19 protein-coding genes are annotated in these 20,084 nt (G+C 34.8%); 4 read left to right on the top strand and 15 right to left on the bottom strand.

The window, feature by feature from the left end:
• Window positions 1–149: 149 nt before the first annotated feature.
• The 8 genes from vgrG to KHA90_RS11315 all read right to left on the bottom strand — a co-directional run bounded on the left by vgrG (window position 150) and on the right by KHA90_RS11315 (window position 7,008).
• Window positions 150–1,949 carry a type VI secretion system tip protein VgrG gene (gene vgrG, locus KHA90_RS11350; protein WP_213299426.1) on the bottom strand — a complete coding sequence of 600 codons (1,800 nt, stop codon included), beginning with the start codon at window positions 1,947–1,949 and terminating at the stop codon, window positions 150–152.
• A complete protein-coding gene (locus tag KHA90_RS11345; RefSeq protein WP_213299423.1) occupies window positions 1,946–2,623 on the bottom strand; it encodes a CIS tube protein in 678 nt (225 codons plus the stop codon). Before KHA90_RS11345 ends, vgrG begins: the two co-directional genes overlap by 4 nt.
• Window positions 2,624–2,633: 10 nt before the next feature.
• The gene (locus tag KHA90_RS11340) at window positions 2,634–2,804 is read right to left on the bottom strand and encodes a DUF5908 family protein (RefSeq protein ID WP_213299420.1); all 171 of its coding nucleotides are present in this window, start codon (window positions 2,802–2,804) and stop codon (window positions 2,634–2,636) included.
• Between the two features lie 6 nt (window positions 2,805–2,810).
• Complete coding sequence (locus KHA90_RS11335; protein ID WP_213299417.1) at window positions 2,811–3,281, bottom strand: phage tail protein; 471 nt, start codon at window positions 3,279–3,281, stop codon at window positions 2,811–2,813.
• Entirely contained in the window at window positions 3,271–3,738 is a 468-nt protein-coding gene (locus tag KHA90_RS11330; RefSeq protein WP_213299414.1) for a phage tail protein, read from the bottom strand. Before KHA90_RS11330 ends, KHA90_RS11335 begins: the two co-directional genes overlap by 11 nt.
• Window positions 3,739–4,000: 262 nt before the next feature.
• A complete protein-coding gene (locus KHA90_RS11325; protein WP_213299411.1) occupies window positions 4,001–5,578 on the bottom strand; it encodes a phage tail sheath family protein in 1,578 nt (525 codons plus the stop codon).
• 36 nt (window positions 5,579–5,614) lie between these two features.
• The gene (locus tag KHA90_RS11320) at window positions 5,615–6,442 is read right to left on the bottom strand and encodes a hypothetical protein (protein ID WP_213299408.1); all 828 of its coding nucleotides are present in this window, start codon (window positions 6,440–6,442) and stop codon (window positions 5,615–5,617) included.
• On the bottom strand, window positions 6,439–7,008 hold the full coding sequence (locus KHA90_RS11315) for a Pvc16 family protein (RefSeq protein WP_213299405.1): 570 nt from the start codon (window positions 7,006–7,008) through the stop codon (window positions 6,439–6,441). Before KHA90_RS11315 ends, KHA90_RS11320 begins: the two co-directional genes overlap by 4 nt.
• 271 nt (window positions 7,009–7,279) lie before the next feature.
• Between KHA90_RS11315 and KHA90_RS11310 the strand changes: the two genes are divergently transcribed.
• Complete coding sequence (locus tag KHA90_RS11310; protein ID WP_213299402.1) at window positions 7,280–7,480, top strand: hypothetical protein; 201 nt, start codon at window positions 7,280–7,282, stop codon at window positions 7,478–7,480.
• A gap of 598 nt (window positions 7,481–8,078) precedes the next feature.
• On the opposite strand, the gene KHA90_RS11305 is transcribed toward KHA90_RS11310, so the two are convergent.
• A complete protein-coding gene (locus KHA90_RS11305) occupies window positions 8,079–8,948 on the bottom strand; it encodes a helix-turn-helix transcriptional regulator (protein WP_213299400.1) in 870 nt (289 codons plus the stop codon).
• A gap of 365 nt (window positions 8,949–9,313) precedes the next feature.
• Here KHA90_RS11305 and KHA90_RS11300 point away from each other — a divergent pair, with 365 nt between their 5' ends.
• The 3 genes from KHA90_RS11300 (at window position 9,314) to KHA90_RS11290 (ending at window position 14,288) form a co-directional block, all read left to right on the top strand.
• Window positions 9,314–10,057 carry a polysaccharide deacetylase family protein gene (locus KHA90_RS11300; RefSeq protein WP_244860305.1) on the top strand — a complete coding sequence of 248 codons (744 nt, stop codon included), beginning with the start codon at window positions 9,314–9,316 and terminating at the stop codon, window positions 10,055–10,057.
• A 290-nt stretch (window positions 10,058–10,347) separates the two neighbouring features.
• A complete protein-coding gene (locus KHA90_RS11295) occupies window positions 10,348–12,528 on the top strand; it encodes an HAD-IIB family hydrolase (RefSeq protein ID WP_213299396.1) in 2,181 nt (726 codons plus the stop codon).
• A gap of 230 nt (window positions 12,529–12,758) precedes the next feature.
• A complete protein-coding gene (locus tag KHA90_RS11290) occupies window positions 12,759–14,288 on the top strand; it encodes a glycoside hydrolase family protein (RefSeq protein WP_213299394.1) in 1,530 nt (509 codons plus the stop codon).
• Between the two features lie 39 nt (window positions 14,289–14,327).
• On the opposite strand, the gene KHA90_RS11285 is transcribed toward KHA90_RS11290, so the two are convergent.
• From KHA90_RS11285 to KHA90_RS11260, 6 genes are all read right to left on the bottom strand, one after another.
• On the bottom strand, window positions 14,328–14,540 hold the full coding sequence (locus tag KHA90_RS11285) for a hypothetical protein (protein WP_244860304.1): 213 nt from the start codon (window positions 14,538–14,540) through the stop codon (window positions 14,328–14,330).
• A gap of 697 nt (window positions 14,541–15,237) precedes the next feature.
• The gene (locus KHA90_RS11280; protein ID WP_213299390.1) at window positions 15,238–15,627 is read right to left on the bottom strand and encodes a RidA family protein; all 390 of its coding nucleotides are present in this window, start codon (window positions 15,625–15,627) and stop codon (window positions 15,238–15,240) included.
• 171 nt (window positions 15,628–15,798) lie between these two features.
• The gene (locus tag KHA90_RS11275; RefSeq protein ID WP_213299388.1) at window positions 15,799–16,362 is read right to left on the bottom strand and encodes a Crp/Fnr family transcriptional regulator; all 564 of its coding nucleotides are present in this window, start codon (window positions 16,360–16,362) and stop codon (window positions 15,799–15,801) included.
• A 125-nt stretch (window positions 16,363–16,487) separates the two neighbouring features.
• Window positions 16,488–17,105, bottom strand: a complete 618-nt coding sequence (locus tag KHA90_RS11270) for a DUF1295 domain-containing protein (RefSeq protein ID WP_213299385.1) — start codon at window positions 17,103–17,105, stop codon at window positions 16,488–16,490.
• A 65-nt stretch (window positions 17,106–17,170) separates the two neighbouring features.
• Entirely contained in the window at window positions 17,171–17,737 is a 567-nt protein-coding gene (locus tag KHA90_RS11265; protein ID WP_213299382.1) for a Crp/Fnr family transcriptional regulator, read from the bottom strand.
• A gap of 92 nt (window positions 17,738–17,829) precedes the next feature.
• Entirely contained in the window at window positions 17,830–19,974 is a 2,145-nt protein-coding gene (locus tag KHA90_RS11260; protein ID WP_213299379.1) for a T9SS type B sorting domain-containing protein, read from the bottom strand.
• Between the last annotated feature and the right edge of the window lie 110 nt (window positions 19,975–20,084).

Here is a 20,084-nt window from a genome sequence, read left to right as displayed (position 1 = left end):
TGTTAGTTGTGAGTTATGAGTTTTATTGGGAATACTTGATTTTAGTTGCGATAGCTTGTAAAACTTATAAGAAATAATCTATATTCTATAATCTTGCTTCTAACATCTTTCATCTTGCTTCTTGCTTCTTTCATCTAACATCTAAAAATCTAATTAATCATCACCATCGCACCTTTCAGGGTCAATTCCATTCCACCGGACACTTGTGCCATTTGTCCGCCTTGTGCGCTGTATTGCATGTCTGCTGATTCTTTGATGTTTAATCCTTTTGTTTGTACATCGCCACCGTTGGATTCAATGGTTACGCCTTGTGTTCCTTTTATGGTTACATTTTCCTGAGCAGATATGCTGATACTTTTTTGGCTTGACATATCGATTCCGCTGCTGGACATTATGATGCTATTTTCATTTTCGTCTTTAATCGTAATTTGTTTGTCTTTATCGCTAATAATTATGGTGTTTTTATTGGGCGTTTCAACCGTCCAGATTTTATTTTCATCATCAAATTGTACCGAGATTCCTGATTTTGAAACTATGGCTTTCACCGAATTTTTCTCATTGGGATCTAATCCTGTAAACGGTTTTATTTGTGTTCCGCTATACAAACTTCCTAAAATCACTGGATAACGCGGATCTTCGTTCAGGAAACCCAGAATCACCTCATCACCAACTTCGGGCATGAAAAAAGCTCCTGCACCGCTTGTGGAATAAAAATTAGAAAGCCTTGCCCAGATTCCTTCGCCATTAGGATCAAATAACGGAACCTCAACTAAAATTCGGTATTGAGAATCAGGGTCGCCAAACATCTTTTTTACCGTTCCGTTAATCAGCCCTTTTGCTCCGGGAATCAATCCGGACGCGGGAGGAGCCATTACATCAGGTTCTTCTGTAAACCAAATAGGAGAAAGTCCCAAAGTCACTTCAGAAATCCAGTTTCCCTGCGATAAATCGTGCGTAACGCCTGCAATTAAATAGTCGCCATTAAACCTGTCACCAACGCCGGCAAAAGTCATGTACTTTCCGGGATCGATTAAGTTTGTACCCTGAAATTTAGCATTTCCCCTAATTTTAGAATATTCACTTTTGATGATTTGCGCTTTTGACCAATTCGTTAAATCTGCGGTTTCTAAAGGTGCCGAAGTCTGCAATTGAAAGTCATCAAGTCCAATAACTTCAGATAATGTTTTTGAAGTTAAATTTCCTGATCCTGATACATTTGGCGTTGCCTGACCATTTATAACGGCTTGTGTTTTAAAATCCCATGAATTAGCTGTTGCGTTTCCTAATTGCGTTGTGGCATTTAGTCTTGCATTAAATTCCATCAAATTATCTCCATAAGTAACTGTAAGTACAGATGTCGTGGTTTTATCCGGTGCATTAACCGAAACTTTTCCGTTTATCGTAGTTACAATTAATCCGTTTGATTCGACGAGAGCCAGAATATAATCCCAGTCTGTAACATAATATTGCACTTGTTCCGGCCATGTTGTTGTGGTAGCATCAACATCTGAGGTTAAACCTGAATATGTTCCTATTATTGATGAAATGATATCGCTGTCTTTTTGATTGGAATACGTAAGGCTTTTTCTGCCCACAATCATTTTTATAGCTTCATCCCGACATTCAACTTCTAATGCAGAACCAACTAAATTATCGATCCTGATAGTCTGCGCCATAATTATGCCCGAAAACACAACTTGATTAGTTTCATCATATCCTGCTTCTATACTAATTTTTGCTCCGGGAACAAAAGTCGAGGAGGAGCTTGCCGTAAATGTTCCTGTGTTCGCTTCTCCGTCCAGAATTACGATTTTAGCAATGGCAATACGGTTCACTTTTTTTTCGATATGAACAGAAAGTACACTCAATTCATCCGGAATTAAAGTGCCATTAATTTTGACCGAGAAAGTAGCAATTCCGCCGCTTTTTATTTCGTTTGATGCACTCATGAATTAGAAGGATTTATGGGTGGAAATATTAATTTATCAATTCCGTTCAGGTTTCTGAACTTATTAAGTTTATTAAAACCTGCAACCTGAATATAATACGAGTCATCGTTCCAGACTTGCTTGCACAATTGCGGTAATGACATTCCCTCAACAACGTTGACAATATGAGTAAGATCCGGTGATTCCGGCGCATCTGTCATGGTCACGGTTTTAGGAGAAATATATTGACTGAATGACAGCGATATTTTAGCTCTTAAAGGGCTTCCGTCCGGTTTAAAAAGCGTGAATGAAATATCGATACTATCCAGAACTCCGTTAAAAGTAATATTCTGCCCCCATTGTACTTTTACAAAATTAGGACGGTGAATTTTACCATTATACGTGTAAATAATCGTTTCCAATGCCGTAATTTCTGTTGCCATATCCGTACGTCCAGAATCGACAATACCGGTACAATCAATTACAATTTCAAAACTCAATTTATTACTTGGCGTACTTTTATATTTTTGCGAAGCCGAGCTTGTTGCCGGAGCCTGCTGTTCGTTGTATTCAATGTTTTTTTGGATTTTAACAGTATCAGGATTAATCATGAAAGCATACGGATTTCCTGAGAATTTGTTTTGAAAATCCTCATCTGTATATCCCGTTATTTTCATTAATTCTAAACTTGCCATTGGTTTTGTTTTAACGTTTATAGCTATTCTCCTGATTTTTTTCGGCAATTAACCTTTTGCATTCTTCTAACAATTGTTTCCTTAAAATGGCTATTTCTCTTTCTTTGGCTACAGCCGAATTTTTCGTGTTTGTACTTACGATTTCAGTTTTGATAATAAGTTCTCGTATTTCGATTGGCATAATAATTTAGGTAAAAAGGTTATCAAACTTAGTATCCGATGAAATATCAAAATAGGTATAAGCGAGTTCAATAGTTTCAATTGCAATGTTGCTTTCCTGAGAGTTTAAGTCAGAAACGGCGTATTTTACGGGATAAGCATTATTAAAAGTCCATTGAACACAGACGATTCCGCTGGCATTGAGTAATCTTAAAATCACATTTTGCGGCTGAATCGCATTTGATAATCCCTGATCAATGCAGTTGGCGCACCAGTTGACAAGTTGAGATCCCGCAGGCACAATAGCTCGTTTAAGCACTAAATTCTGACTGTTAGAAACGGTTGGGAGGCGGTATTTAAAACGGTTTTCGCCTCCGCAAACAATTTCTTCAATGCTTAATTCTTTAGAAATTCCTGATACCTCTTTGAAAGCCGCATCTACACCTGAAAATGAAAGTGTAAAATAAAAGCTAACCGGATAATCCGTACTATCCACCATTTTTTATGATGAGTTGTTCGTGTGCAATTTCTATAGTATCAACGGCGACTTCGTTTCCATCAGATTTTAAATCTGTGCTGGTAATTTTAGTTGGCCACGCATTATTAAGCGTCCATTGCATGGTTACGCCGCCTTTTTCGTCTAGTAATTTTATCAGCACCGTTCTTCTTTTAATCGTATTCATAACGACTTGCTGATGCCAGTCCCAAAAAGTATTGTCGTTTACAAATATGCCTCGCTTCATAGTAATATTGCCGTATTTAGTAATTCCGGGCATTTTTTCTACAGAAAAAAGAGGGCTGTTACTTTTGCGGTATTCTATAATTTGATTTTCGACATCCATTCCTGTAACTTCCTGAAAAGCTACTTTTGTCAATTCTGTTCCCAGGTCTACTTCAAACCTAAACTTAGGCATGGGCCATGTTGCGCCTTGTACGCTTCCGTCATCTGTTGCCATTTTATTTTATTTTTAAATTAAAGATTTACTAGATTTTAAACTCGTTTTTGTTTTGAGTAATGAAAATTTTCTTAACACATATAAACATAGGATCTATGTTCTAGAAATAGGAATACAATAATAAATACATTTCTTTAACATAGGTTGCTATGTGCGTTCAAATAAGTGAAACACCTTTTTTTGGAGCATACAAAAAATCTATGTCCCGATGGCTATCGCGACTATGTGTTAAATCAATTATGCGTAATGATTGGATTTTATATTAACTCGAAGTTGCCATTTGCTGTTGAAACGTCAGTACGATAAATTCAGCCGGATGCACTACTGCAACTTTTACAGACACATTCATGAATCCATTCAAAATGTCATCTCCCGTCATGGTAGAACCTAATCCACAAGCTACAGAATAAGCATCAGAAGCACTTGCGCCTTGTAAACCGCCTTGTTTCCAGATTGAATTAAGAAAACTGCTAATCATAGAAATTACTGCTTCCCACGTATTTTTATCATTTGGCTGAAAAACATACGCCTGAGCTGCGAGTTTACAAGATTGTTCCAGGAAAATCATCGTTCTGCGTACCGGAATATATCTCCAGTCCTGACTATTTCCGTCCAGTGTTCTTGATCCCCAGATTAAAATTCCCAATCCGTTAAACATTCTGATAGCATTGATCGATTTACCGGAAATAGCGTCAACATTTAAGTTCGCCTGTTGGCTTTCGGAAATTGAAATTGGTAATGAAGCCGCTCCAACAATTGATGTATTTGCAGGCGCTTCCCACGGACCAATCATATTATCTGTCGTAGTAATAACTCCCGCCATTGCACCACTTGGAGGCAGAATATTAGCATCTGTCAATACATGTTTGATAATCAACGAATAAGTTTGACTGGCAATTAATAAAGCATTGTTGTTTTGCGTTACCGTCAAAGTGCTGTTAGGCGCCTGAGCATTGGCAAGAATAGAGGCAACAGCAGGATTAGGTGCGCTTGCCGGATTAAGAATTGCCTGTAATTGCTTTAAATCGCCACCAAATAAGTTGGTATAATCAATATCTGTGTTTTGCATGATGGTCGTTCCTATAAAAGGATAATACGCCATTCCGTAATTTAACCCAACAGAACCTGTATTCATTCTGAAATTTGAAATATCCTGCGTATATAAAATAGGATCCGGATCATCGCCGCCAATAATATCAAACAAGCACATTGCAGTTTGCATTTTTGTAGATTGCAAAAGCATTTCCTGCATTAACGTTCCATTATTTTCGACACTTAATAAAGTGGCTTCGGGGCAAATGTACATAGTAGGTTCCTGTTCATTTAGCAATAAAGCAAGTCCTCCGGTTAAATCGTTTAGTTCCACATTGGGGTTCACGACAGGTATTCCAGGCGTTCCCGGTTTTTGAGATGCAGGTCCGTAAGGTCCAACCGAAACAATGTAGGCATCACCACCGCCATTTTCGTAAAAAAGCCTGACGCTATTGTACAAATAATAAACCGTGTTAGGATCTGGAACGATGGAATAAAACGAGGCACCAATTTGCATATAATCGCCTTTTAAAGGCTGACTTTTTTGCTGCACTAAGTAATATTCAGGACTGTATTGTTTCGCTGGACTCGCGGGCGCAGGAGGATCCGGCAAACAGAAAAAAGCTTGAAAATCAGCAAATGATGTGATTCTCACAGGCACATTTGTATACGATTTTCCTTCGTATGATGCCTGAGGTGTATACCCAATAAATGCCGGAACTGCCGTAGCAACTGCTACAACCGAGTTTGGGAAAGCATTTAATTCTTGAATGTAAACACCAGGAGTCTGGATGGTAGATAAATTCATTGATTCTTGATTTTAGTGTTCATTATAAATAGTTTTTTATAGATAGATATACATGGGTGATGTCACTTGATGGTGCTGATTTTCGATGATACCAATTCTCGAAACATCAGGAACTGGCAATCCTTTAAAGATGATTTTGCCTTTTGAATTTGTTGGTAATGAAGGATTTGATGTGGTTTTATTAACTAAATCAAATTTGTATTTTGGTTTTTCGCTCAGTAAAATATTGGTTGTGCCTGAAGTAAAAAGTAATGCTTGTTCTCCTGTTTGAAGCGTCATTTTTTCTGGCCCGTTAAATTGTATGTTTTCTTTTTCGGTTATGGATGGATCGCTGAGCTGAATGTTATTTTTATTGATAAAATAATATTGCCATTGCGTTGCTCTTGCAGTAAAATTGATTTCGAAAAGTAAAGAATTTGTACTCTTTTTGATATCGTCGAAGTATATTTTAAGATTGCCAAAATACTTAGAAATTGGTTTTGTCTCTAATGTTTGGTTGAGAATAATGGAATCCTTATTGGTTTGGTTTTTAGGATCCTGGCTTGAATAATTAATCTCGCCCAGCCAGTTTATTGGTAATGCGGTAAACAAAATAAAATTAGGATTACTACAATTGATATCAAATTCAAAATAATCCTGATGTGTTGTTTTTAATATATAATCTAAGAAATCTGAAACTGATGATTTTGTGTTAGAGAATAATTCAAAACCATTAGTAACAAGATTTGTTTTAAATCCGAATTTATGAAATGCTTTCGCCGTTTTAGCATTAGGAGTAAAGTGCAGACAATTGCATTTGTTGTTATCATAAAAAGAATGATAAACCGCAACGCCAAAAATCTTTATGAAATTACTCTGTATCATATCCCTGCGTTATTATTGGTAGTAGTAACTGCCGGAATAATGTCTATGGTTTCATGAGACTGAACTTTCATCAGTTTCATTTTGTACATGATCGACGGTTGGTATTTTGCTCCCATTGCTGTCCATAAACTGTGCATTTGATGGTAAGAAATTTTCTCATATTCAAATTCAAGTCTGCTGAGACCATCAGGAATAGAGGAGGAGGAAGCGGAATCGAGATAATTATTGATCTGAAAAAAATGAATTACCGCATCCAGAAATTGTAACGATTCGCTATAATCATCAAAATTGCAGCTTATTAGTAAATCGACGTTGTATCTTTCTGTTGGATTAAAATTAGAATAATTTCCGTTTTCTAATTTTTGATTCCGAATATAAAAAGGCTGATTGGTTTCTTTTTCGATATTGATTACAGACAAAACGACCTTGTTCATATTTACCTTAGGAAAAGATCCGTTTACATCAACAATATAATTTACAGCAGTTTTGTCCTCTGTGATCGTAAATCGGTTTTTTAAAAACTGATTGAGTAATTTACTCGTAAATTTAAGTGATGAATTTATCATGGTATTTAACTCTTAAACAGATTATAAGATAGTGAAATAGATTCTCTGTCTATACGTGTAAAAGTACCTGATAATTAGATTTGTACGAAAAATAATCAATATACTTTTCGTATACACAATGAATGTTTTTTGGTGCATTTTATAGACAAACTGTAGACAAAAAAAATACACATAGACAAAATATATATTGTCTATTTATATTATGGTTTTTGTTTTGTTAATTCTATGTAGAGGAAGAATGTTCCTAGTTATGACCGCAAAGTTTTTCATTGTGAAGAACGAAGAATCTGTATTGCAAAATCGACAAAAATTGGGATTATTTTCTATTTCAACGGAATTTAAAAAAAGTTCCGGAGGAACGAAACATGTAGGGATGGATTTTAATCCATCATACGCAATGAAGATCGACAAATATTTAGGTTACGTTGGTTACGTTGTGTACAAGAGATTAAAATCGCTGGCTACAAAATGAATCATTCGTACGGAATTTCGTAAAAGAGTTCCAGAGGAACGAAACATATTGTAGAGATGGATTTTAATCCATCATAGACAATCAAAATGGACAAAAATTGATTGTGCAGCAATTTTAATAATTCAATTATTTTTTTTAATCGGTGAAAACCCGTTTAACCTGTTTTAATCCGTGGGCAAAAAAATAATCTTTGTCGAGCGACTTGATGAGATTCCTAGTTCCTTCGGATGACAAATATTGGGGTTATTTTGTGTTTCAACGGAATTTTCATAAAAGTTCCGGAGGAACGAACATATTATAGAGATGGATTTTAATCCATCATAGACAATCAAAATCGACAAAAATTGATTGTTCCGCAATTTTAATAATTCAAATATTTTTGTTAATCGGTGAAAATCCGTCTAAACTGTTTTAATCCGTGGGCAAAAACAATCTTAGTCGAGCGACTTGATGAGATTCCTAGTTCCTTCGGATGACAAATATTGGGGTTATTTTGTGTTTCAACGGAATTTTCATAAGAGTTCCGGAGGAACGAAACATATTGTAGAGATGGATTTTAATCCATTACAGACAATCAAAATCAACAATTTTGCATTTTTTACGAAACAGTTCGTAAATACGAAATTATATCTTGTTCTTTTTCAAGCGTTAATTTCTTTTTAAGGCGATACTTGTGAGTTCGTACGCTTTCCTGATTGATTCCCAGAAGATTTGTAATGTCGTTATTGCTCATATTCATTTTGATATAACAGCAATATTTTAAATCCTTGGAACTTAGCGAAGGATGTTTTTTGGCTAGAGCCAAAAGAAAATTGGGATTTGACTGTTCAAAATAAATTTTAAAATCATCCCAGAGTTTTGTGTCGTTTGCAACGTTTTTTATAGAATTTACAATTGACATTAATTCAATTCGGGTTGAATTATCTACGTTGGGATATAGATATGAAATGCGTTCTTTTACTTTGCGCAATACTTCAATTTTCTGGTCGAGTTCCATTACATAATGACTTAATTCGCGCGTTGTATCATTATCTGGTTTTTGAAATGCTGCCGCTGCAAAAGTGGAAGTTGGTTTTGCTTCTGATTCTGTTTTTTTAAGCAGTATAATCGATTGAATCCTGTAAATTAAAAAATCAGTATTATCAATATGATTGTAAGGATATGTAAAAACAATGCAGTTTTTTGACCAGCATAAAGATTCGCATTCACTACTTTTTGTCAAACATAAAATAGGAATATCTCTTTTGCCGGAATTGAAATTTGGATCGTTAATTATAGATTGATTTCTGCCAAAACATAAAATAATAAGATCAGGATTAAGAGATTTGGCGGTATCATTCAGGTCACTTGCCCGTGAAACAGAAACGGTCGAAAAAGTAAAATCTGATATGACAGACAAGATATTGAGTACCTTGGTTAAAACCACAGTATCATCACATCCTATTAATATCGTTCGTTTTTCAAGCATTTTTTTTGGGGAGTATTTGTTGCCTGGTTATTTGTTTTTTAATCCGATTTAAAAGTAAATATCTCTTTACTAAGAAATGAAAAATATGTTACAAAATGGTTTTTTAATGTCATGAAATCCATTTTTAAGGTTAGATTATTTGGTAGATTGTTTTTCAAAATGAAACTCTTTCAATAGTTTTTCAAATGATAAATAAAACAATACAAGACAATCAAAAATTGAAATTTTGTAATTAAGAAATATGTATCTTTAAATGCAGATAATTCCTTATTTTGAATTACGAGCTTTACAATTATTGAAACTATAAATAATTAATAAACAGCAACTTAATGAAAGTGTATTTTACAAAAGCAATATTGTTTTTAATGTTCTTAACTTTTTTTTCCTGCGAAACCAAAAACAAAATACCGGTATCAAAACCCTATAAAGCCGGCGTGCTTTTATCTTTTGATGATGCTTATGTCGATGAATGGTACGAAGCAGATCAGGCTTTGAAAAAATATGGATGGAAAGCGACTTTTAATGTTTGCAGAATCGATTCTATTGGTGCTCCACAAATGAAGAAATTGCATGAAATGGAAAAAGAAGGACATGAAATTGCGGCGCACGGCTATCACCATTATAACGCCGTAAAATTTGTAAAACAACACGGAATTGATGCTTATATGAAACAGGAAATTGATCCTATGATAGTCTCCATGAAAAGGCATAATTTTAATGTGACTTCATTTGCCTATCCTTACGGAGAAAGATCTGATGCGCTGGATAAAGCATTATCAAAGGATTATAAAATTATAAGAGGAAGGGCTTTTGGCGGTGAAGCTCCTGAAAAACAAGATAGTTTTTTTAATAATTCAAAAATTGTATTTGCTTTTGATATCGATAACAGCCACATTCATTTTAGCATTCCGTATGTTCTGGAATTATTGGATTATGCTAAAAAGCACAATAAAATTCTACTTTTATGCGGACATAAACCTGTTAAAAATGTTACCGAAAATTATCAGACAAAAATAGAAACGTTAGAGTTTATTTGTAAATACATGAAACTTAACGATCTTAAATTTTATAAGTTATCTGATTTAGATGAATTGCTTCCGGAAGAATAAAAAAATTTGATGCAACTGTTTTTTTAGCACAAATTTTCACGAATAAATTATTGCCCACGGATTTTACGAATTGAACGGATTTGCACAGGTTTACAATCAATTTTTAATCTTTTTAAACTGTGGAGAAACTTGTCATGCAATTTTTATTTTTTAAAATCAAACTCAACCTGTCACCACTATGATTCTTACATAATCGTTATGAAATGTTAAGAATCTTGTTATTTTTTTTAGGAGTTCGGGTCAAATTCGTCGATTTTTCGTACCTTAAAAATTCTAACAAATAAAGTACAATGATGACAAAATTACGAATTTCATTAATCAACATTCATGGACTCTTAAAAGGTTCAGGTTTAGAGATTGGTAGAGATGCTGATAATGGCGGACAAACTAAATATGTGTATGAACTCGCTGAGTTTTTATCACAACATCCAGATGTAGAACACGTTCATATATTTACAAGATTAATTGACGATCCAAAGCTTTCGCCGGAATATGCAGTACCTATTGAAATTGTTAATGAAAAATTAGACATAAGGCGAATTCCCTTTTTAGGGAAAAAGTACAAGCCAAAAGAACAATTATGGGACGGACTGGACACTTTTGTAAACGGAGTTGTTCAACATATCAAACTTCATGATATTTTCCCAAACTGGATTCACTCCCATTATGGTGATGCAGGATATGTAGCAAGTGAATTATCGACAATTTTAAATATTCCGTTTGCACATACCGGGCACTCACTTGGTTTCCATAAAAAGAAAAAACTGCTTGAAAGTGGGGAAAATGAAGAAGAAATTGAAAAGAAATTCAAGTTTGCTCAAAGAATTGCCGCCGAAGAAAAAACATTAGAATTATCTGAATTTATTGTTACTTCGACAGAGCAGGAAATTGAAACTTACAAACCATACTTAAATTTTGGTTTAGGAAAATACCACGCTATTTCTCCCGGAATTGATACCACTAAATTTGTTCCGTATTACCACAGAGAACAAGATGGCGAAAAACAAATGGAAGAGGAGCAAAGGAAATATTGGGTTGCCGAAACCATTTCGAAGTTTTTAATTAATCCGCACAAACCTTTTATTTTAGCGCTTTCAAGACCGGATCGTCATAAAAATCTTCATACTTTAATTGAGGTTTATGGTAAAGACAAGGAATTGCAAAGCATCGCCAATCTGGTAATTTTTGCCGGAATCAGGAAAGATATTTCGCAAATGCCGGAATCTGAAAAAGATGTTCTTACGGATCTTTTGCTTTTAATGGACAAATATGATTTGTACGGAAAAATGGCGATTCCGAAGAAACATGACGTTGAAAATGAGGTTTCGATTATTTACCGTTATGCCGCCGAAAAACGCGGTGTTTTTGTGAATTTGGCTCTACATGAAAACTTTGGTTTAACCGTAATTGAATCTGCAAGTTCAGGATTGCCTGTTGTCGTGACAAAAAATGGCGGACCATCAGAGATTATTCCCACTTGTCAAAACGGAGAATTGGTAAATCCACTGGATGAAAATGAAATCAAAAAATCTTTAAGAAATATCTTAACTAATGAAAGTCAATGGAAATATTACTCTAATAACGGAGCAATTAATATCCAGAAACATTACAGTTGGTTAAGCCACGTGAATCAATATGTAGAACTGGTGAATGAAAATTTATCATCATCATCAGGTTCAGGATTCAAAAAACAGCATTACCCTAATATTAATATTGAGCGATTAAAAAGGAAAGTCGCCCATTTGTTTGTTTCGGATATTGACGGAACATTGATTGAGCCTAAACTTAATAATCCTGGATTATTGGAGTTAAAAGAACATTTAAATAGTCGTACTGATAAAATGGCTTTTGCCCTAGCATCAGGAAGAAATTTAACGCTGGTTAAAAAAGTCATTGAAGAAGAACAATTTCCTATTCCGGATTTTATTATTTGTTCTGTGGGAACCGAAATTTATTATACAAACGGTAAAGATTATATTCTGGACAAAGGCTGGGCAAAATTCCTCGCAGGACGCTGGAAAAGAGATGATATCGTCAACCGATTAAAAGAGATTCCGTGGATGCGCATGCAGGAAGAAGAGGCACAAAACCCTTATAAAATATCCTATTATTATGAGAAAGAAAATTACGATTATGATCAATTAATTAGTGCTTTAGGCACAGGCTGGTACAAAATAAACATTATCCCTAGTCATGGCGAATTTCTGGATTTTATTCCTAAAAGAGCATCAAAAGGAAATGCTATTAAGTTTTTATGCCGTAAATGGTCGATTCCGTTAACAAATGTAATTGCTGCGGGAGATTCCGGAAACGATATTGATATGTTTCGAGGCGCAATTAGGGGAATCATCGTAGGAAACCGAAGTGTAGAATTAGCTGATTATGAAACGACTAAAAGTATTTATGTAGCTAAAAGTTCAGCATCATCGGGGATTTTAGAAGGATTAAAACATTATAAAATAATTAAATAATAGTTGTTGTGTGTAATTTTTTAACACATAGAAACATAGTTTTTGTAAACTCAAAAAAAGGCGTTTCACTTGTTTTAAATACACAAAGTTAAGTATGTGAAGAAATGTATTTCTTTTTGCATTCTTTTTTAAGATGAGACACATAAACCTATGTTTCTATGTGTTAGAAAAATAGGAATCTATTTGACGCATAGTAAACACAAACAACAAATTAAATAAAAATATAGAATATGTATTCAGGTTCAGGATTTAGTAATTGGGAAATTGGCGACGTCGATGTATTTATTGACGAAAACGGAATCCATCATTTATTTCATTTGATAATTCCCAATCACGATTACATTGCGCATGCAGTTTCAAAAGACGGTCTTTCATGGAAAAGAGTTAAAAATGCTTTGTTTGTAGGCGATCCCGGAGAATGGGATGATGATATGTTATGGACAATGCACGTAAGTAAAAACTCTGCCGGAGAAGGTTACGAAATGTATTATACAGGTTTAAAACGTCAGGATAAGGGATTGACGCAAAAAATAGGACGTGCAATTTCTCCCGATTTATTGCATTGGACAAAAGACAATCAGTACGGTTTACCGCTTAAAAGTAATGCTCCGTATTATGAAAGCAGAGACAATAATCCGCGGGAATGGCTGAGTTTTAGAGATCCCTATAAATATGAATTTGAAGGAGAAGATTATTTGCTTATTTGTGCCCGAAGTGCCGTAGGACCTACATATAGGCGTGGTTGTATTGGCGTGGCAAAAAGAGGCGAAAAGGGATTTGTACTTCAAAAACCACTTCATGTTGCGTATGTTTATGATGATATTGAATGTCCTTGTGTGGTCGAAATTAAAGGAAGGCATTATTTATTAGGATCAATTCGCGAAGATATAAAAGTACGCTATTGGTTTTCTCCTGATTTTAAAGGAGAATATCACGCTTTTCATAATAATGTATTGATGCCACAAGGTAATTATGCAGCAAGAATTGTAAAACAAGGCGATTATTATTTGATTTATAATTTTTACTTTGTTGGAGGAAATGTTAATACACTTCGGGTAATTCCACCGCCAAAACAATTGGATGTTGATAGTAATGGAAGACTTTTATTAAAAACATATCACCATTGGAGAACTTTGTATCAAAGAACAATCCATCAAAAAAACTTGCCAATTCCGGTTCCGATTTTAGGAAATCCTTCGGCAAATTTTGAACTGGAGAACGAAAATAAATGGAGAATAGGCTGTAGAAGCGGTTACGAAGTGTATTGCTTTGACAAACCATCTGAAAATTTTGTCTGGGAAGGAACTCTGGCAGTTGAAGGAATGGGAAGAACTGGTTTCGTGATCGAATGTGATGAGCAAGGAACTGCTTATTATATCTCGATTGATTTTGTAAACGGTTTTGTTCAGTTCAGAGCATGGGGATTTAATGAAAAAGACGTAAAAAATAATTTTGTTTTTGAAAATATCCAAACCAATCAATTTGAAATAGTAGACACTAAGGAAATCTATTTCAAGATCATTCGTTACGGAAATTATTATGAACTTTCGATCAATGAAGTTGTAAAATTGACATTACTGGATTTCAAATACAGCGAAGGCAAAATAGGTGTTTATGTGTGTTCTGCGATAGTTGCGTTAAGCGATTCAAAAATTCACGTTATTCCGGAACCGGAAAATGAATATGCAACGGCAGATCCTAGTAAAGGTCTTGAAGAATACAATAAAATAACCCAAATGAAAGATCCAGTAGGGAATTAAGATATTAAACGAAATTATTACAATGAAGTTATAAAATAATTACTGAGAATTAGAGTCAATAATACTTTGAACACTTTGTATAAAAGTTTCGGTATTATTGATTTCATTCTTGATGTAAATGTCGTAATGATGTAGTTTAAATTGCTCCAGCATATCTTTTTTCAGATATTTTATCATGGATTCAAGACTTCGGGTGTCATTATCATTTTGTTTTTTTAGTTCGCGTTGTTTGCTTTTTAGGTAAGCCAGCATTTTATTTAACCTTTGCACATTTACATTGTCCACACTTAATCTTCTTAAAATTTAATAAAAAAGAACGATAATCAGGAATAAGAAAAAATTCAATGTTTTTCCAAAAACGTTACAGTGAATCGAATCTAATCTCATTACAAGACTATCGTTTCAAACAATTACGATAAAACTTACTTTTTAGTTTTAAAAAAAGCTGTAATTTTTGAAATAAACTTTGTTTTTTGATTGTTGCGGTTGTAACTAATTGAAATGCTTTTGTTTGTAATTGAAAGAATTTATTTTTTTGCCCACGGATTTTAATGGGTTAAACTGATTTACGCGGATTTTATATCTTTTTTGCCACTCCCGATAGCTATCGGGATCCATGAATAAGAACGAATTTAATTTGTGAAAATTTGTGCAATTTGTGGTAAACTTTTTTAAATAATAGCCCACGGATTTTAACAGGTTAAACTGATTTACGCGGATTTTGTATTTTTTTTGCCACTCCCGATAGCTATCGGGATCCACGAATGAGTACGAATTTAATTTGTGAAAATTTGCGCAATTTGTGGTAAACTTTTTTTAGTCTTTTTATTCTATAATTAGCATAAAACCCGACAAGTTTTTATACCTGTCGGGTTTACTTTACCAATATCAAAATCAAATTTCAATATCAATATCAAATTTCAATATCAAATTTCAATATCAAATTAAATTATTTTACAACCGTAGCTTCTAATTCTACTTTTAAGGTTTCAAAAAGACTTTTGACTTCCAGTAAGGTTGTCGCTTGTTTCATACCGTGTTTCGCAACCCAATCCTGAATTAGATTAAAATGGGGCCAAAGTTCCTCAGTATTTGTCGTATAAATATTCAGGCGAACAATTCCGCTAGGTTCATATCCGGCTTCGGTAATTACTTGTTCCAGATTTTTGAGCGCCAGTTTTATTTGCGATTCCATGTTTTCGTTACTCGAAATTCCGTCCGCGCTTATCGCCGTTTGACCTGAAACATATAGTGTTCCTTGCGGATTTTTTACTTCGACAGCCTGAACGTAACTGCGCTGATTTTGCCATTCCCACGGATTAATTGCTCTTTTTTCCATTTGCTTCGATTTTTTAGTTTGTGCCAATATTGGCATCGTTAATAGTAGAAATACTAAAAGTTGTGCTGATTTTTTCACAATAACAGTTTAAAATTTGTACTGCAAAATTGTGAATTACAAGTGGAATAAGGTATTGACATTTCTCACGAATTTAAAGTGAGATATGTCACATCACGAAGATAATCTGCTTAAAGTTTCGCGCGAAATCCCTAAATACGAAGCGATAAGACTTTTAGGAACGCGCTGAATCAGTGACGGAGATTGTTTTAAAAGCTGCTCGTATCGTTCTTTTGAGTTCGAAGTCAGCCAGGAAATAATGCGGCGCTGCGATCCCAGAAAGCCAAAATTTGCCTTCTCCAGAAAAAAGCGTTCCATTTTTTGAAGTCCGTCACACATTTTTTTATAATCGTCAAGCGAAAAACAAAGCACCTCAGTATCTTCCAGACATTCTAATGACATTGTGGCTTCGGTTTGAGTAAAAAATGCATAATAATCACTTTCCCACCAATCTTCCATGGCAAAAGAAACGATATGTTCCTTTGCAGAGTCATCGGTGTAAACCAATTTTAAAAGTCCTGAAATGACAAAGTAACAATATTTTACAGGATCACCTTTCTGAATAAGAAATTGATGTTTCTTAAATTTTTTAGTCGAAAAATGAGTGCATATAAACGCAAACTCCTCATCCGTTAACGGAATTATTTTTTCGATATGTTCTCTAAGATTTGCCCGCATATTGGGTTCAAAGTTATTGAAATTTTGATAATGAAATGGGATAAAGCTAAAAAAGACAATCCGTAAAGATTGTCTTTTTGTGTTTAAATATCTTTTTCAAAACTTTGTAATATGCTTTTATCGGGCTAAAACTTTGGAAATAAAATTCCTGTTTTCTTTTTGTAATCGTTAAAAGCGGCGTGTCTTGACATCGATTGATCTTTGTTGCGCATATTTTTAAAAAAGTATAAAATCCAACCGCCTAATACTAAAAACGGAAGCCAATGCCAGGATAAAAGCGCATATGAAGCATAAATTAATATTTCGCCCAGATAATTCGGGTTTCGGGTTCTTGCAAATAAACCATCATCAATAATTCCTTTTTGTAAACGTAACGTATAATGTTTTTGCGCATCGCTGACATAATGCATAAAAATGCCCAAAGTATAAATCGCAGGCGCAACAGCAAAAATCCACGCAGGCAAAGTAATGTGTCGGGAAATTAAAAGAAAAGGCGCAATATAATAGGCTGCAAGTGGCAAAAACGGAGTCAGAATCCCAATCCAGACAGGGATTTTTTGTTCAAATCGTTTGTCAGGATATAAATCCTGTTTTAAAAGCCACAATAATGAATAAGTTCCGTGCAAACCCAAATACAGAAAAGCAGAGGCGGACCAATTATCATAATACCACATTAGCAAAATGCCAAACGGACTTACCAATATTTTATGAGCGTTGATAATAAAATTTACGGTTAATTTCATGATTTCTATCTTTTATAATTATGACAAAATTGTAAAAGATAGTCATTCAAAACAATGAACCCAGGTTAAGAAATTCGCTTTCTAATCCTGCTTAAAGCTTGTGGCGTAATGCCAATATACGAAGCAATATATTTTAACGGAATGTGTTTAATGAGTTGAGGCTGTTGTGTAAACAAATGCAAATAACGCTGTTCAGCAGTATCTTTGAGGAAGGAAATTTCTCTTCGTGCTTTTTCTAAAAAAAGAGATTCACCGGCAAGTCTGCCCATAAAATTAGCTTCTTTTGAGTTTTGATAAATACTTTGTAAATCATCATAAGATATTTGCCAGACAACGGTTTCTACTAGAGATTCAATGCAATACGTACAAGGCATTTGGGTAAGAAAAGAATCATAAGCGCTGACAAAATTATTTTCGAAAGCAAATCCAAAAGTCAGATCTTCAATTTCACCCGGAATATAAAGTCGGACCATTCCTTTGTTGATAAACGAGAGATATTTTTCAGTCTCACCAGCTTTAATAAGCAATGATTTTTTAGGGAATTTTTTTTGCTCTAATTTTGATGAAAACAGTTCCCAATATTCATCTGTCAATTGCAATTTAGATTGAAAATAGGCTTTTATCTGCTGCATTTTTTTAGTCGATTTTTCATTATGAGATCCTGCTTTTAGCTTATAAAATTAATGAAGTTAGACAAAAAATCTATTTTATTTTCTCAAATTACCTAATAGCTTAAAAATACCCATCCTGCTTTTGATTCTCCATTTTGAGTAGAAATTATATAAAAGTAAGTTCCGGTGGGTAATTTCCCATTCCTCCATTGTCCGTACCATTGATTTTCATATTTTCCCTGAAAATTGTAAACCTCTGTTCCGTAACGGTTAAAAATTTTAAGATTATTTACATTATAACTGCTAAGATTAAAATTATCATTTATCCCATCATCGTTAGGAGAAACTACATTTGGAATGCCACATAAATTATCCGCAATTTGAAAAACTTGTTCAATTTCGCAAGATTCAAGACTTACGATAACCTTGAGTTGTAAGGGCAGTAAAGGCTTATTATTCAAACGTTCACTATATTCTGTAAAATTAAAAGTGGCATCATTATAGCCAATTTGATTCCCATTATCATCAATCCAGCTATAATTAAAATCCGAAGTTTTAAAATCCGAATTAGGAATAACTTTTATAAAATAGTTATTGTCGATGCATTCTTGGCTTACTGAATATTTAAAAGATGACACATTAACTGCTAATGTCACTTTTGCAGCACATTGTCCTGTATTTGGGGTAAAAATATAATTTCCGTTAACCGAAGAATTAATTACTGTGGGATTCCAGGTCCCCGTGATTCCGTTAGGTGATGTTGTGGCGAGAATTGGCGGGATATCCGTTGGACACAAAGTCAAAATTGTATCAAAATCCGGAATTATTTCGGGCGTAATAGTAACAGACAAAGTTGAAGTCGTGGCACATTGTCCTGTATTTGGGGTAAAAATATAATTTCCGTTAACCGAAGAATTAATTGCTATGGGATTCCAAGTTCCTGTGATTCCATTAGGCGATGTTGTGGCAAGAATTGGCGGGATATCCGTTGGACACAAAGTCAAAATTGTATCAAAATCAGGAATTATTTCGGGCGTACTGGTAACAGATAAAGTTGAAGTGGTGGCACATTGTCCTGTATTTGGGGTGAAAATATAATTTCCGTTAACCGAAGAATTGATCGCTGTGGGATTCCAAATTCCCGTGATTCCGTTAGGCGATGTTGTGGCAAGAATTGGCGGGATATCCGTTGGACACAAAGTCAAACTTGTATCAAAGTCAGGAATTATTTCAGGCGTAATGGTAACAGATAAAGTTGAAGTCGTGGCACATTGTCCTGTATTCGGGGTAAAAATATAATTTCCGTTAACCGAAGAATTAATCGCTGTGGGATTCCAGGTTCCCGTGATTCCGTTAGGCGATGTTGTGGCGAGAACTGGCGGAATATCCGTTGGACACAAAGTTAGTGTCGTTGCAAAATCCGGAATTATTTCGGGCGTAATGGTAACAGACAAAGTTGAAGTCGTGGCACATTGTCCTGTATTTGGGGTGAAAATATAATTTCCGTTAACTGAAGAATTAATTACTGTGGGATTCCAGGTCCCCGTGATTCCGTTAGGCGATGTTGTGGCAAGAATTGGCGCAGAATTTCCACTACACAAAGTCAAACTTGTATCAAAATCCGGAATTATTTCGGGCGTAATGGTAACAGATAAAGTTGAAGTCGTGGCACACTGTCCTGTATTTGGGGTAAAAATATAATTTCCGTTAACGGAAGAATTAATCGCTGTGGGATTCCAGGTTCCTATGATTCCGTTAGGTGATGTTGTGGCGAGAATTGGCGGAGTATCCGTTGGACATACAGTTAGTGTTGTTGCAAAATCCGGAATTATTTCGGGCGTAATGGTAACGGTCAAATTTGAAGTTGCAGCACATTGTCCTGTATTCGGGGTGAAAATATAATTTCCGTTAACTGAAGAATTAATTACTGTGGGATTCCAAATTCCCGTGATTCCGTTAGGTGATGTTGTGGCAAGAATTGGCGGAATATCCGTTGGACACAAAGTTAGTGTTGTTGCAAAATCCGGAATTATTTCGGGCGTAATGGTAACGGATAAAGTTGAAGTCGTGGCACATTGTCCTGTATTTGGCGTAAAAATATAATTTCCGTTAACCGAAGAATTAATCGCTGTGGGATTCCAAGTTCCCGTGATTCCGTTAGGCGATGTTATGGCGAGAATTGGCGCAGAATTTCCACTACACAAAGTCAAACTTGTATCAAAATCCGGAATTATTTCGGGCGTAATGGTAACAGACAAAGTTGAAGTCGTGGCACATTGTCCTGTATTTGGGGTAAAAATATAATTTCCGCTAACCGAAGAATTAATTGCTGTGGGATTCCAAATTCCCGTGATTCCGTTAGGCGATG

The sequence above is a fragment of the Flavobacterium psychroterrae genome (assembly GCF_018380615.1).
In the GTDB taxonomy this organism is placed as follows: domain Bacteria; phylum Bacteroidota; class Bacteroidia; order Flavobacteriales; family Flavobacteriaceae; genus Flavobacterium; species Flavobacterium psychroterrae.
Note: the sequence above shows the minus strand (reverse complement) of the source record. Positions and strands in the feature narration are given on the sequence as shown.

Bases quoted from the DNA above. Each gene is read 5' to 3' on its own strand.
- KHA90_RS11325 (WP_213299411.1), bottom strand. From the start codon at position 5,578: ATGAATTTATCTACCATCCAGACTCCTGGTGTTTACATTCAAGAATTA.
- KHA90_RS11275 (WP_213299388.1), bottom strand. From the start codon at position 16,362: ATGCGGGCAAATCTTAGAGAACATATCGAAAAAATAATTCCGTTAACG.
- KHA90_RS11340 (WP_213299420.1), bottom strand. From the start codon at position 2,804: ATGCCAATCGAAATACGAGAACTTATTATCAAAACTGAAATCGTAAGT.
- KHA90_RS11300 (WP_244860305.1), top strand. From the start codon at position 9,314: ATGTTCTTAACTTTTTTTTCCTGCGAAACCAAAAACAAAATACCGGTA.
- vgrG (WP_213299426.1), bottom strand. From the start codon at position 1,949: ATGAGTGCATCAAACGAAATAAAAAGCGGCGGAATTGCTACTTTCTCG.
- KHA90_RS11315 (WP_213299405.1), bottom strand. From the start codon at position 7,008: ATGATAAATTCATCACTTAAATTTACGAGTAAATTACTCAATCAGTTT.
- KHA90_RS11330 (WP_213299414.1), bottom strand. From the start codon at position 3,738: ATGGCAACAGATGACGGAAGCGTACAAGGCGCAACATGGCCCATGCCT.
- KHA90_RS11335 (WP_213299417.1), bottom strand. From the start codon at position 3,281: ATGGTGGATAGTACGGATTATCCGGTTAGCTTTTATTTTACACTTTCA.
- KHA90_RS11290 (WP_213299394.1), top strand. From the start codon at position 12,759: ATGTATTCAGGTTCAGGATTTAGTAATTGGGAAATTGGCGACGTCGAT.
- KHA90_RS11320 (WP_213299408.1), bottom strand. From the start codon at position 6,442: ATGATACAGAGTAATTTCATAAAGATTTTTGGCGTTGCGGTTTATCAT.
- KHA90_RS11265 (WP_213299382.1), bottom strand. From the start codon at position 17,737: ATGCAGCAGATAAAAGCCTATTTTCAATCTAAATTGCAATTGACAGAT.
- KHA90_RS11285 (WP_244860304.1), bottom strand. From the start codon at position 14,540: ATGCTGGCTTACCTAAAAAGCAAACAACGCGAACTAAAAAAACAAAAT.
- KHA90_RS11270 (WP_213299385.1), bottom strand. From the start codon at position 17,105: ATGAAATTAACCGTAAATTTTATTATCAACGCTCATAAAATATTGGTA.
- KHA90_RS11280 (WP_213299390.1), bottom strand. From the start codon at position 15,627: ATGGAAAAAAGAGCAATTAATCCGTGGGAATGGCAAAATCAGCGCAGT.
- KHA90_RS11295 (WP_213299396.1), top strand. From the start codon at position 10,348: ATGATGACAAAATTACGAATTTCATTAATCAACATTCATGGACTCTTA.
- KHA90_RS11345 (WP_213299423.1), bottom strand. From the start codon at position 2,623: ATGGCAAGTTTAGAATTAATGAAAATAACGGGATATACAGATGAGGAT.
- KHA90_RS11305 (WP_213299400.1), bottom strand. From the start codon at position 8,948: ATGCTTGAAAAACGAACGATATTAATAGGATGTGATGATACTGTGGTT.